The 15,233-nt window shown below is 63.2% G+C and carries 4 protein-coding genes and 1 pseudogene; all 5 read left to right on the forward strand.

The window, feature by feature from the left end; all coding sequences use genetic code 11:
- The first annotated feature begins 245 nt into the window (after nucleotides 1-245).
- The 5 genes and pseudogenes from KIH79_RS07475 (at nucleotide 246) to KIH79_RS07490 (ending at nucleotide 15,130) form a co-directional block, all read left to right on the forward strand.
- Nucleotides 246-1,373: pseudogene (locus KIH79_RS07475) on the forward strand (ABC transporter ATP-binding protein).
- Nucleotides 1,374-1,615: 242 nt separating this feature from the next.
- A complete protein-coding gene (locus tag KIH79_RS07480) occupies nucleotides 1,616-3,049 on the forward strand; it encodes a DUF4032 domain-containing protein (protein ID WP_219058829.1) in 1,434 nt (477 codons plus the stop codon).
- Between the two features lie 279 nt (nucleotides 3,050-3,328).
- Entirely contained in the window at nucleotides 3,329-4,546 is a 1,218-nt protein-coding gene (locus tag KIH79_RS12870; protein WP_236023693.1) for an Ig-like domain-containing protein, read from the forward strand.
- Between the two features lie 1,387 nt (nucleotides 4,547-5,933).
- Nucleotides 5,934-10,655, forward strand: coding sequence for a Cna B-type domain-containing protein (locus KIH79_RS07485; protein WP_274607629.1), 4,722 nt, complete (start codon nucleotides 5,934-5,936; stop codon nucleotides 10,653-10,655).
- A gap of 134 nt (nucleotides 10,656-10,789) precedes the next feature.
- On the forward strand, nucleotides 10,790-15,130 hold the full coding sequence (locus tag KIH79_RS07490; RefSeq protein ID WP_219058831.1) for an InlB B-repeat-containing protein: 4,341 nt from the start codon (nucleotides 10,790-10,792) through the stop codon (nucleotides 15,128-15,130).
- The last annotated feature ends 103 nt before the right edge of the window (nucleotides 15,131-15,233 follow it).

A 15,233-nucleotide genomic window follows, 5' to 3' on the forward strand; every position in this document is an offset into this window, starting at 1 on the left:
AATTATATCGATATGATTTGCAAATCGGCGGCAAATACGTCGAAACACGCCGTTGACGCGGGCGCGGCGGCGTGTATAGTGGAACGTGGCTCAGCGAAGAGATCTTCAACGAACCGAAGATAACTGAACGCCGAGGTTTGAGACTTAGCCAATGTGGGAAGTCGTGGACTGAAGCACAGCAACAACCAAAATCCCTTTCCAACGGATCGTGAGACACGTACCTGGCGCTGAAAGGATGAAACATTATGGCAGAAGTCGTTTTTGACCATGTCACTCGTATCTACCCGGGCAACGACAAGCCGTCGGTGGATGATCTGAATCTGGATATCAAGGACGGCGAGTTCCTGGTGCTGGTTGGCCCGTCTGGCTGCGGTAAGTCGACGACCCTGCGCATGCTCGCTGGTCTGGAAGAGGTCAACAAGGGCCGCATCCTCATCGGTGGCAAGGACGTCACCACGATGCAGCCGAAGGACCGCGACATCGCCATGGTTGTCACGCATTAGTCTCTGTACGCGCACATGACCGTCGCCGACAACATGGGCTTCGCCCTTAAGATCGCCGGCACCCCTAAGGACGAGATCCGCAAGCGCGTCGAGAAGGCCGCCGAGATCCTCGACCTGACCGAGTACCTCGCCCGCAAGCCGAAGGCTCTGTCCGGTGGTCAGCGTCAGCGTGTCGCCATGGGCCGTGAAATCGTCCGTGAGCCGAAGGTCTTCCTCATGGATGAGCCGCTGTCCAACCTCGACGCCAAGCTCCGTGTCCAGACCCGTACCCAGATCGCCGCTCTGCAGCGCCAGCTGGGTGTCACCACCCTGTACGTGACCCACGATCAGACCGAGGCTCTGACGATGGGCGATCGCATCGCCGTCATCAAGCTCGGCATCCTGCAGCAGGTCGGCGCCCCGACCGAGCTGTACGATCGTCCGGCCAACGTCTTCGTCGCCGGCTTCATCGGCTCCCCGTCGATGAACCTGAACACCCACCCGGTGGTCAACGGCAAGGCGAAGATCGGTGAGGACACCGTCGATCTGCCGAAGGAAGCGGTCGCCAAGCTGACCGTCGAGGACGGCAACAAGATCGTCGTCGGCTTCCGTCCGGAGGACGCCTCCCTGGCCACCCCGGATGACCCGAACGCGTTCTCGCTGAAGGTCGTCAACGTCGAGGATCTGGGTTCCGACGGCTACATCTACGGCAACATCATCACCGATGGCTCCGCCGCCGAGGCCTCTCAGGTCATGTCGGACCAGAACGAGCTCACCACGAGTCGTGTGACCCCGCGTGCGCTTCCTAAGGTCGGCGACACCTGCAAGATCAAGATCGATCCGTCCAAGATGCACCTGTTCGCTCCGTCGACCGAGCTGCGTCTGAACTAGTCGATCGGCCTCTTGGCTCGATAGATACTTGGCATGGGAGAAAACCATGTCAACCATTAAACGAGGCACTTCTCTTCCTCTCTTAGGCCTCGTTGGAAAGGCCCCGCGTGGTAGCGGGGCCTTTCTTTGTTTGCTATGGCTGCGTGGTGGTGCGATAGGTGACACGCGCCAGCCTGCCGCAGCCGACGCTCCGGTCCACACATCCGCAAGCCGTTCCATGTGCCCAAGTACGATAGAAGGCTATGGAAGTTAACGATTTGACCCAACTGGATCCGCGTGCGCTCAAGGCCACGTCCGTCAAAGCCGAGGACGTGTCCGCTGAAACTCCCGAGCCGCAGGCCCTGAAGATCACCGCCGCCAGCTCGAACCCGAAGATGTTCACCCTCCCGTGGGAGAAGCCGCTCGCCACTTGGCCGCAGGAGCTCCTCGCCAACCTACCGCGAGGCATCTCCCGCCACGTCGTGCGCTTCGTGCACGTGGGCGACGGGGTCTACGCGATGAAGGAAATCACCCGTCAGGTCGCCGAGCGTGAGTACGAGCTGCTGCGCCGACTGCAGAAGCTCGACCTGCCCCCCGTCCAGCCGATCGCGGTCGTCACCGGCCGTCACGACCGTGCTGGCGAGCCGCTCGAGGCGATCCTCGTCACCAAGCATCTCAAGTTCTCGCTGCCGTACCGTGCGCTGTTCGCCCGCAACCTGCGCCCGGACACCGCCGAGCGACTCATCGACGCGCTGGCCGTCCTCATGGTGCGCCTGCATCTGGCCGGCTTCTACTGGGGTGACGTCTCGCTGTCGAACGTCCTGTTCCTGCGCGACGCCGACGCGTTCTCCGCGTTCCTGGTCGACGCCGAAACCGGTGATCTGCACGTCAACCTGACCGAGGGCCAGCGCGAGTACGACATCGACCTCGCGCGCACGAACATCATCGGCGAACTCATGGATCTCGCCTCCGGCCGCCTGCTGCCGAGCGACGTCGACGAAATCGAGGTCGGCAACCGTCTCGCCGACCGCTACCACTCGCTGTGGAGCGCGCTGACGGACACCGACAAGTTCGGTCCGGACGAGATGTGGAAGATCGAGAAGCGCGTGAACAAGCTCAACGAGCTCGGCTTCGACGTGGACGAGCTGGAGATGAAGACCGCGGACGACGGCAAGCGCGTGCTCGTGCGGCCGCGCGTGGTCGACGCGGGCTACGCGTCGCGCAAGCTGCTGCGTCTGACCGGCCTCGACGTGCAGGAGAATCAGGCTCGCCGACTGCTCAACGATCTGGATGCGTACCGTGCGTCGACGTGGCGCGAAGGCGAGGAGCTGGAGATCGTCGCGACGGACTGGATGCGTGAAGTGTACGAGCCGACCGTGCGCATGATCCCGCGCGAGTACCGCTCGCAGATCGAGCCGGCGCAGTTCTTCCACGAAGTGCTCGACCACCGCTGGTTCCTGGCGGAGAAGGCCGGCCACGACGTGCCGATGGCCGAGGCCGTGAAGAGCTACATCGAGAACGTGCTGCCGCAGTACAAGCTCGACAAGAAGGATCTCGACGCGCTCAACGCGGAGGCCGATTCCGGCGTGGTCGACGACGAGTACACGTACAACGAGAACTCCGCGTCGCACTACGACGACGATGACGACGACTACAACCCGGACGACGATCCGGATGCGGCGGTGTGGAGCCATTAAAAGCCGTTAAAGGATTACAGCGAGTAAGCGAAATTGCGGAAGCCCCTCTTCGGAGGGGCTGCCGTTGTTGTTGGGGCAATGACGAAACGTGCTGGAATCGTGCTGATTGATTACGTATTCATGTGGAATATGTGACGAGAGGGGAAAGTCTGCGGAGGTAAGGGGGGCATCTTGCGGATTGATGCCCAATTTGGCGTTTTGCGTCAAAAGGGTTTATTCTTGCCGATAAGAGTGTCGTTCGGGGTCGAACGACGGGAGATGCGCTGCGGAAGGAAGTTCATGGACCGGCAAGAGAAGACGGGTTCTGTCTGCACATTGTTGCAAACGTTATCAGCAGTGATCGTGGTGCTGGGCATGATGCTGGCCAGCGTGCTGGTCGCCGTGCCCACCGCGCAGGCCGCCACCACCTACGAGATCGGCAGCAGTCAGGCCCCGGTGGACAAGGCCGCCACGATCATCACCATCAACGGCAAGCCGTACACCACCGGCATGAAGGTGAACTACGGCGACTCGGTCAAGGTGCAGCTGCACTGGTCCGTGCCCAACGGCACCGTCATCAACGAGGGGGACCAGTTCACCTACGACCTGCCCAAGGGCATCACGTTCGAAAAGGGCAAGACCTACGCCATCTACGGCGACGACGGCGTCGAACGCGGCTCCTTCACCGTCAACGGCAGCCGCATCGTCGCCACCTATACGCGCGCCGACACCAGCGGTGGCAGCGCAGGCACCAACATCAAGGCATACGTCACCGTCAACGGCACCATCGCCGAATCGTCGACCGGCGGCAACAACGGCGGCAAAGCCAACTTCGAATTCCCCGGCATCGGCGATCTGGAAGTCGACGTCAACGAACGGCACGGCCTGTGGGCGCAGAAGAACGGCGCCATCTCCACCGACGATCCGACCGTGTTCGACTTCGTGGTCGAAGTCCACTCGACCGGTTCCAACAAGAACGTCAAACTTGAGGATACCATGGGCAATCTGCTCACGCTGCAGCCGGGCACGCTCAAGCTGTACACGGACGCGAACTGCACGCAGGAATACACCGGCAAGTGGGAGCACGCGGACAACGCCGACCTCAAGGGATTCACCGCCAACATCGACCAGATGACCGACGGGACAGGCGCTCTACGCGCGTTACAGCGTGAAGATCAACCGTCAGGACGTCATCGACGCTGTCAAGAACGGCAAGGGCGACCTCGTCAAGAACAAGGTCAAGTACTACAGCGACGACGTCACGAACAAGAAGACCACCGAACAGAGCATCTGGCTGAACGGCGGCTGGTCCGTGAACAAAAACGGCAAAGCCGGCACCGTCAAGGACGCCAACGGCAAGGAATCCACCGTGATCACCTGGACGATCACCGTGAACGCCGATCCCGAGTCCAGCGTGCCCAACGCGACGACGATCAAGGACGCACTTGGCGCCAACCTCAAGGCGCCGACCGGTGCCGTGAAGGTCGTGTACACCGACGTGAACTGGCAGAAGCATGAGACCACCCTCAACTGGGCCGATCTGGCGAGCGGCAAGGCCGAGCTGCCGAGCGACAACGGCAAACCGTACCGTCAGTACGAGATCACGTACTCCACCGAAGTCACGAAACTGCCTGAGACGGGCAGCGGCGACAAGCTGACGTATACGAACGACGTGACGGTCACGCCCGGCGACGGCAGCGGCGAACTGCCCGGCAGCGGCACGGTGACGATCGGCAAGGACGCCGTGGACCTGAGCAAGAAGTATGTGGGAGACAAGAACGCGACCAAGACGCTGAAGTGGCTCACCACGTTCACCGCCAAGGAGGACCTGCCCGCCGGCAAGCAGCTGACGGACTCGCTCGACGACGACGGCAAGAACCACACGAACGACAAGAACTACACCAAGCCCGACTGGCAGGTGCTCGACGCGGACGTCAGCAACATCACGATCTACACCGACAAGGACCTGAAGACGTCGTACACGGGCAGTGTCACCAAGAAGATCGCCGACGACCGCAAGTCGTTCACGATCACGTTCAACGACGCCATCGCGAAGGGCACCAAGCTGTATATCTCGTACACGTCCACCGTGCTCGGCTCCGCGCCGGCCAGCGCCACGTTCTACAACACGGCGCGTTTCGTGAACAAAGAGGCCACGGACAGCCACAAGCCGGTGGTCGACAACATGGACAAGTCCAACGGTCCGTCGTGGGCCGACGACGGCAACGGCACGCCGCTGAGCCGCAACCTCATGCGCTGGCGCCTGACCGTGCACGACATCGCCAAGGACGCGCAGTCGGTGACCATCACCGATACGATGTCCGACAACCAGCGGTACGTTGCCGGCTCGATGGTGGTCAAGGACTCCAAGGGCAGCACCTATGACGGCGTGACCGTCACCGACAACGGCGACCACACGCTTACCTTCGTCATCGCCAAGGGCAGCAAGGCGTTCGCCAAGGCGCAAAGCGGCTCGCTGTACATCGAATACGACACCACGTTCGCGAACTTCGACGAGGCGCTGAAGGACCCCAACAACAAGCAGTACAAGAACGAGGCCGTCATCCACATCGACGGCGAAGCCCAGCTGCCCGACTCTGCGGACATCTGGACCAAGCCTGGCAAACTGGTGACCAAGAAGGGCACGTACGACAAGAGCACCGCACCCTTCATCAACTACACGGTGACCGTGAACGCGGGCGCCAACACGCTCAACAAGGGCAACGCGCTCACGCTCACCGACACGCTCGGCGCGGCGCTCGACCTGCGCATGGACAGCGTGGTCATCTCCGATGCGCGCACCAAGACGGACGTCGCCGGCGCCACGTACGCGTACGATCCGACGACGAAGAAGATCACGTTCACCGTGCCCGACGCGCGCGCGATCACGATCACGTACAAGGCGATGGTGAACCTCAAGCCGGGGCAGGACTTCGGCTCACTCGGCAACAACACGATCGTGCTCGCCGGCTACGATCAGAACGGCGGTTCGTCCAGTACGGACCAGACCGGCAAAGTTCTCGAAGCACAGGGCGGCATCAGCTACGACCTGAACTCGCTGCAGATCTACAAGTACGCCGACGGCGACACCACCAAGCCGCTCAACGGCGCGCAATTCAAGGTCGAGAAGCTCAATGTCGCCATGGACGCCAACTCGTCGGCCTGGACGTCGACCGGCACCGCCGAAACCGTGATCGACACCCTGAAATCCGGTACCAGCGGCTACACGTCGACGGTTGGTCTGCGCGCGGACACGATCTATCGGGTCACTGAAGCCGAGGCTCCGGAAGGATACGGCAAGAGCTCCGCCAAACTGTACGTCGTGTTCCCGGGCAACAGCCCGCAAGGTCATCCCACGTCGTTCTACCAAGGCAAGACCGTGGACGGTACGTCCCTGACCGTCGCCGCGGCGGGCAACACGACGCTGCAAACCTATCTGTGGTCGGTGAGCAACACGAGTGACAAGAAGGGTTCGTTCAAGCTCGACAAGAAGGACGAGCAGGGCCACTGGCTGAACGGCGCCACGTTCACGCTGACCAAGGACGGCGACAGCTCGTTCAAGCAGGAGCGGACGACCGCCAACAACACTGCGATCGAGTTCACGGAACTCGCTCCCGGCTCGTACACGCTCACCGAAACCAAGGCTCCGGACGGCTACCAGCCGGCCAATCCGATCGCCGTGACCGTGACGAACGCCGGCAAGGTGATCGTCAACGGCAAGACCGTCTCGTCGAACGACAGCGAGCATCTGACCGTCACCGATCGTTCGGACGTCACGTCGATCCGCGCCCGCAAGGTGTGGAACGACGGCAACAATCAGGACGGCAAGCGTCAGCCGGCCCGGTTCCAGCTGCAGAAGTCTGTGGACGGTGGCGCGTGGACCAACGTTGGTCAGGAGAAAGTGATCAACGAGAGCACGCCGGAAGTGCAGGCCGTGGTCGAATGGACCGATCTGCCGGTGCGTGAAGGCGGCAAGGAAGTCAAGTATCAGGTTATCGAGGTCAACGCGGATAAAAACGGGTATAAGACCACATCTGCAGACACCACCGCAACCGAATCTGACAAGGTGCCGACCACCACGTTCACCAACACGTACACGCCGGAAACCATCTCCGTGCCGGTCGCCAAGAAGTGGAACGACGCCAACAACGTCGACAAGCTGCGCCCGACCGCAATCACCGTGCAGCTGTACGCCAACGGCGTCGCGGTGTCCGGCAAGACACTGACCCTTAACGAGACCAGCCAATGGAAGGGCACGTTCATCGGTCTGCCGAAGTACGCCAACGGCGGTTTGATCACGTACACCGTGCAGGAAGTCAACCCGTCGAAGGACTACACGGCGTCGACCAGCGGCAGCGCGACCGACAAGAACGGCATCACCATCACCAATACGCACTATCCGACCGACACGAAGATCCGCGTTTCCAAGCGCGACATCGGCGGCGCGGAGATCGCGGGCGCGACGATGGAGATCAACGGCAAGACCGAGGCCGGCAAGACCGTCACCGAACGGTGGACGAGCGAAGCCGGCAAGTCGCACGAAGTCGAGCTTGAGCCCGGCTCGTACACGCTGAGCGAAACCAAGGCCCCGACCGGTTATCGCGTGGCCGATCCGGTCAAGTTCACCGTCGTGCGCAACGACGACAAGACGCTGGCCGTCAAGGACGCCGACGGCAATGTAGTCAACGGCAACGTGATCGTTATGACCGATATCTACAAGCAGGTCGACGTGAAGGTCTCCAAGGTGAGCCTGACCAACGGTGTCGGTGAGATCGCCGGCGCGAAGCTCACCGTCACCGGCACCACGCTGGCCGGCGAGACGATCAATCCGATCCCGTTGGTGTCCACCGGCGAATCGCGCGAGATCACTCTTGTGCCCGGCACGTACACGTTGCACGAGTCCGAAGCGCCGTCCGGCTACCAGCCGGCGCGCGACATCACGTTCACCGTGAACCTCGACGGCACGGTGACGGTCGGCAAGGACACCGCCAAGGACAACACGGTCGTGATGACCGACGAGCTCAACACCACCAACGTGACCGTCTCCAAGACGGCCGTGGCCGGCGTGGCCGAACTCGCGGGCGCGACGTTCGAACTGACCGGCACCACGTTCGAAGGCGACGACGACCCGTTCAGCGCCGACGCATTCCAGAGCTTGGACGGCGTGACGGTGTCCAAGGACGGCAAGACGCTCACGTGGACGTCCTCCGAGGACGGCCCGCGCACGTTCCAGCTGCCCAACGGCACGTACAAGTTGCACGAAACCAAGGCGCCGGAAGGCTACGACGTGATCGCCAAGCCGATCGCGTTCCGCGTGGAGAACGGCAAGGTGACCGTCGGCGACGTGCTTTCCAGCGGCAATCTGGTGCGCGTGGAGGATGCGGTCAAGTCGTACACGGCCGTGTCCGTGACCAAGCGCTGGGAGGACAACAACGACTCCGACGGATTCCGCAAGGACGTGAAGGTGACCGCCGTGCTGTACGCGAACGGCGAAAAGATGACCGGCAAGGAATACAGCGTGGAGCTGAACGCCGACGACAACCACTGGACGCACGATTGGGTGGGACTTCCCGCCAAGGACGATAACGGCGACCCGATCACGTACACCGTGAACGAGGAAACCTCTGGCATCAAGAAGGACGAGTACCACGCCTCGATCGTCAAGAAGCCGACCGCCAACGGCTACGAGTTCACGCTGTACAACATCCACCAGCCGGATGCGATCAGCCTCGAACTTGTCAAGGACTGGGACGACGCCGACAATCAGGACGGCAAGCGCCCGCAGTCGATCCAGGTGACGGTCACCGGCATCAGCAAGCGACCCAAGACCGACGGCACCGCCGGAACGGAAAAGTATTCCGAAACGCTGATCAACACCGTGCTCAAGGCTCCGAGCGACCCCAACGAAAATGAGTGGAAGTGGACGCTCGAAAACCTGCCGAAGAAGAACTCGTACGGCAACGATTACACGTACATCGTGCAGGAGACGCCGGTGCCCGGATACAACGGGTACGACGACAACGGCACGTGCACATTAGAGGGAGGCTGCGCCACGCAGTTCACCTCCAAGAAGCGCACGGAGGAAACAGTTCGCAAGTCCAAGTCCGTGGAAGATCCCGCCGAGACGCTCTACCTCAAGAACACGCACACGCCGGAAACCACGGCCGTAACCGTGAACAAGGTGTGGGACGATGCGCAGAACTTCAACGGCCAGCGTCCCCAGAGCGTTACCGTTTGGTTGCTCACCAGCCTGTGGTCGCAGTCCAACGGCTGGCCCGAACCGCAGGGCGACTCCTGCGCTGGTGACCTCGTCGGCAAGAGCTGCGCCGTCCTGACCGAAGCCAACAAGGTCAAGACTGACGACAACAAGACCAAGTCCGACGCCGCCGACAAGACCGAAACCAACAAGGACGCCGCGGACAAGGACTCCGCCGAGTCCACGCCGGCCGAGTCCGATCAGGCCAAGTCTGATCAGGCCGATCAGTCCGAGTCGGCCGATCAGTCCGCAACGACCGATCAGACCGCCGCCGACGCGACCGGTGAGTCCGAGCCCGCGACGGCCGCCGACGAGGCGGCCGCGGACGGCACGGACACTGCAGACAGCACGGATGCCGCGACGACGACCGATCAGAAGAACAGTTCGACTGAAGCCGGAGACGTCACCGCCGGTGACGCGGATCAATCCGCCGCCGCTGATGCGACCGACAAGACCGACGCCGCCGACGCGACCGACGGTTCGAGCGCGACGGACACGGACAGCAAGGCCGATACGTCGGGCAAGACCGACACCACCGACCAGACGGCGACCGCCGACACGTGGACGTACACGTTCAAGAACCTGCCGAAGTACCGCAACGGTAAGCTGCTGCGCTACTCCGTCACCGAAGAGGCCGTGAACAACTACACCGCCACCTTCACCGACACCACGCAGTATCCGTCCACCTCCGCCCCGAACGGCGGCACCGACGGAACCGATGCCGGCAACGGCGAGGCGACCGCCCAAGCAACCACCGACGAGCCGGAGTCGTACTCCTTCACGCTGTCCAACCGCAACGTGCCCAACAAGACCGACCTCAACGTGCGCAAGGTGTGGGACGACAACGACAACGCCTATCAGAAGCGTCCGGGTTCGATCTGGGTGCAGCTGTACGAAAAGAAGCTCGGCACCACCGCCACCGCGTTCACCGACGCGGCGGGCGGAGCCGCCGGCCGCGCCGGCACCGGAACCGGAACCGACGGATCGGCGTTCTCCAACACTGACATCGCCAACCTGACCGCCGTCGGCGACCCGGTCGAACTGACCGCTCAGAACAACTGGGCGTACACGTTCGCCGAACTGCACGCGAACAAGTCGTACGAAGTGCGCGAAGTCGCCAAGAACAGCGACGGCAAGTTCGTGCCGGTCTCCGCAATCGACGGCTACCAGTCGCCGATCATCACCGGCGACCAAACCAAGGGCTACACCATCACCAACTCCGTTGAACCGGTCATGCCGGAAACCGGCGGCGAAGGCACCGCCCGCATCATGCTGGCGGGTCTGCTGCTCGTCGCCATGAGCGGCGCGTTCTTCACGCGCAAGGCGCTCGCCACCGCAGGCAAGCGCAACAAGAAGGGAGACATCCGATGAGCCGGAATCTTCGGAACCATGCCGCGTCTTGGCTGCAGAGGCTGTCGACGAAACTGACTGCCCTGCTGTCTGCACAATCGACTGAAGCTGGCGGAGCCTCGGCCTCCTCGGGTGAGGGGGCTGTCACGCGCAGCGTGACCGGGGGAGCGTCCAAGCTGCTCGCATTCCTCCTGGGTACGGCGATGGCGGTCGGTTCGACTGCGGTCGCGGCACCTGTCACGCTCGCCGACGAACCGTCATCGAACGCAACGGCCAACGCGACGCAAGCCGCCGCGGACAAGACGATCGACCCGACCAAGGCGCAGTCCGACGTCACCGTCGTCGCCTTCCAGCAGTCGTGGAACACCATCGCCAAGGAGTGCAAGAGCACGTACGGGCCGGAGGGCGTCGGCTACATCCAGATCTCCCCACCTGAGGAATCCGTGCAGGGCACCCAGTGGTGGACCGTCTACCAGCCGATCAGCTACTCGCTCAACTCGCGCTTCGGCACCGAATCCGAGCTGAAGAGCATGATCCAGACCTGCAACGCGCAAGGCGTGCAGATCATCGCCGACGTCGTGCTCAACCACACGTCCGGCCACGACGTCTCGTGGGTCGACGACCAGCGCGGCGTCGCCGGAACCGCCTACAACGGCACGTACGGACGCTACCCGGGCATCGGCATCTACCAGTACGAGGAAAGCGGCAACAACCACCAGTACGGCCTCGCCTCCGGCGACTTCCACTCCTGCCGCACCAACATCGCCGACTATACGAACGCCGACGAAGTGCAGGACTGCCGACTGTCGACCATGTGGGACATCAACACCGGCTCCAGCCGCGTGCAGACCATCCAGGCCGAATACCTCGCCAAACTGTGGAACCTCGGCGTGCGCGGCTTCCGCATCGACTCCGCGAAGCACATCAACACGCTCGACCTGAAGGCCATCAAGGCGAAGCTCGCGCAGAAGATCGACGTGAAGGCGGCCGACATCCCGTTCCAGCAGGAGGTCATCTACCATCAGGGCGAATCCTCGCTGCTCGCGCCGAAAAACTACACGGTCAACGGCGACGTCACCGAATTCTCGTACTCGTACCAGCTGCGCCAGTACTTCAACGGCGACGTGTCGAACCTGAAGAACATCAGCAACGGCCTGCTGCCGAGCGACAAGGCCACCGTGTTCGTCTCCAACTGGGACACCGCGCGCGGCTCCGAAACGCTCACGGTCGACTCCGGTTCCCGCTACGAGCTCGCCAACGCGTTCATGCTCGCCTATGACTACGGCAAGCCGAAGATCATGTCCGACTACTACTTCACGTCCGCCAACTCCGACGCCGGCCCGACCGGCACCACCGACACGCGCGTGCCCGACGTCGACTTCGACGCCGCGTGCAAGACGAGCGGCAAGCGCGAACAGGGCCAGTGGCTGTGCGAGCAGCGCTGGGCGTCCGTGCGCGGCATGATCGGCTTCCACAACGCGGTCGCCGGCACGACCGTCGGCCGCTGGCAGGACAACGGCACCGGCAACATCGGTTTCGCCCGTCAGGACAAGGACGGCAACGATCAGGGCTTCCTCGCGATCAACAACACGCTGCAGGAGCACGAGAAGACGTACGAGACGAACCTGCCCGACGGCGAATACTGCGACGTGTACTCGTCCGGTGAAACCTGCAACAAGGTGACCGTCAAGAACGGCAAGCTCACGGTCACGATCGGCAAGCGCTCGGCCGTGGCGATCTACGCGGCGGCCGACAAGCCGAACGCGTGGAAGGGCTACCAGACGGCGGCCACCGGCTACGACGATCAGGTCAACACCGACCGCATCGGCGACGGCACGGCCACGATCTACTACAAGCCGGCCTCCAGCTGGGGCGACAACGTGTACATCCAGTACGCGATCGGCGACACGCTGCTCAACGACACGCCGGTGAAGATGGCCAAGGCCAACGGCGCCGACTGCAAGGCTGCGGACGGCTGGTACACGATCACCATCAAGGACGCCACGGCGAAGCGGCTCAAGTACCGCTTCACCAATGATCCGAACGGCGGCGCGAACGCGCTGTGGGACTACCGCGACGGCTATTCGACCGACGGCGGCAGCAAGCCGTACGAGAACGCGGTCGGCACGGCCATCACTGCGGTCGAGAACCACGACGAGACGATCGGCATGCCGTTCGTGTGCGCGGCCGCGTCCAAGACCACGTTCACCGTACACTTCAAGGCCGCGACCGACGTGCAGCGGCAGGCGACCGGCGTGGTCGTCTGGGGCACCGACGTATTCGGCAAGGCGCGCGGCAAGTCGTATCACGCGTTCGACAAGAACGCCGATACGTACGGCAAGCGCATGACCGCAACGATCGACGGCGACTTCACGACGCTGAACTACCGCATCGTCGCCTCCGCCGACGGCTCGGTCGACGCGGCCGCGGTCGCCGGTACGAGCGATTCGTACGCGGCGTCCGTGATCGACGAGACGAACGGCAGCGTGGTCGCCAAGGTGCGCGGCTCCATCGAGGCATGGGCCGACGGTTCCGACGGCAAGTCGTACGACGCGTCCGAGGAATCGCGTAACCCGGCTTCCGTGCCCACGCCGAACGACGTGAAGAACCCGAAGAAGCTCACCGTGATCATGCACTACATGCGCGCCGACGGCAATTACCAGGAGTACGACCTCGACACGGACGCCTGGAAGGGCTGGGACGTGTGGATGTGGTCGGGCGAACAGTCCGGCTCGCCGGTTTCGTTCACCGATCACGACGACTACGGCATGATCGCGCGCTACACGCTCGACCAGCCGACCAAGGGCAACCGCACGCCCGAGTTCGTCCTGCGTCAGGGCGGCGACTCGTGGATGGGCAAGGATCCGGACGGCAACGACCGACTGATCCCGGAATCGGCGATCACCGTCGCCGCCGGACAGGTGGAAACCGGCACGGCGGAAATCTGGCTGGTCAGCGGCGATCCGACGATCTACACGCATCGCCCGTCGGTGCTCGGCGTGACGTTCGAAACCGGCTTCGACTGGAACGTCAGCCCGCAGTCCGTGGTGTACGGCGGCACGGTCCGCCCGATCGCCGACAACCAGATTCCGCAGCGCGAAGGCTACGTCCTCACCGGCTGGGCCACCGACGAGGCCGGCACCGAGCCGTTCGAGATCGGCAAGACGCCGGTGACCGAGCGACTCAAGCTGTGGGCCCAGTACGAGAAGGCGAACGTGGTGCGCTTCGACACGGGCATCGACTGGAACGTCTCGTCGCAGTCCGTGAAGACCGGCGGCACGGTTCACGCGATCGCCGACAATCAGGTGCCGCGCCGCGACGGCTACGAGCTGCTCGGTTGGAGCACCGAAGCCGGCGCGACCGAACCGAACTTCACGATCGACGGCGGTGATACTCCGGGCACGCCGGTGACCGGCGACATCACGCTGCACGCGGTGTGGAAGATCAAGCAGTACAAGGTTACGTTCGTGACCGGCGAGGGCGGGCCTGCGGTCGATCCGCAGACCGTCGACCACGACGGCACGGTCACGCGGCCGACCGACCCGACGATGGACGGCAAGACGTTCGTCGGCTGGACGACGGACGCCGACGGCACGACGCCGTACGTGTTCGGTTCGGCGGTGACCGGCGACCTGACGCTGTACGCCAAGTGGAGCAACGAGCCGGAAGCGACGTACTACCTGGTGATGTTCCACCGCAACGACGGCACGACCGGCGCCGACGAGGCCACGGCGATGTACGTCAAGTCCGGCGAGAAGCTGACCGCGCCTTCGCTGACCCGTGACGGGTATCGTCTGACCGGCTGGAACACGGCGGCTGACGGCAGCGGTGCGACGTACGACTTTGCGACGGGCGTGACCGGCGACCTGACGCTGTACGCGCAGTGGAAGCAGGCGTGGAAGGTGACGTTCGACCTCAACTACGAGGGTGCTCCGGCGGCCGGCGAGACCGGTTCGGTGCCCGCGCAGATGGTGGATGTCGCCGGCGACGGCGAGAACGTCTGCGCCACGGAACCGTCGCCTGCGCCGACGCGCGAGGGATACACGTTCGAAGGCTGGTATGCGGATGCCGAGCTGACCACTTCGTTCGTGTTCGAGGGCAGCAAGGACGGGGAGCCTTCGTCGGTGACGGCCGACATCACCCTCTATGCCAAGTGGGTGAAGGAAGGCCAGAAGTGGACGATCACGTTCAACGCCAACGGAGGTTCGCTCGGTGACGGCATGGCTTCCACGCAGGTGGTGCCGGACGGCGAGTACCTGACCAAGCCGAAGAAGAACCCGACCCGTACGGGCTACATCTTCCAAGGCTGGACCACTGTGAAGAACGACGCCTTCGCGTCGGGATCGTATGACGGCAACACCTTCACCGGCGGCAGCGCCTTCGGGTTCGACGCCAGCGGCAAGAGCCTCATCCCGATCGACCGCGACGGCACGCTCTACGCCCTCTGGGCCAAGGCCGAATCCAGCTCCGGTTCTGGCTCCGGCTCGCAGAGCTGACGCCCCTCCCGCGTGGCGGAAAACGCTCGCTGAGACATGTCTCAGCGAGCGTTTTCCGCCACTGTTCGGGTTGTAACGCAAAAAGGCCGTAACCCAAGCATCA

It is taken from the genome of Bifidobacterium miconis (genome assembly GCF_019331735.1).
GTDB lineage: Bacteria > Actinomycetota > Actinomycetes > Actinomycetales > Bifidobacteriaceae > Bifidobacterium > Bifidobacterium miconis.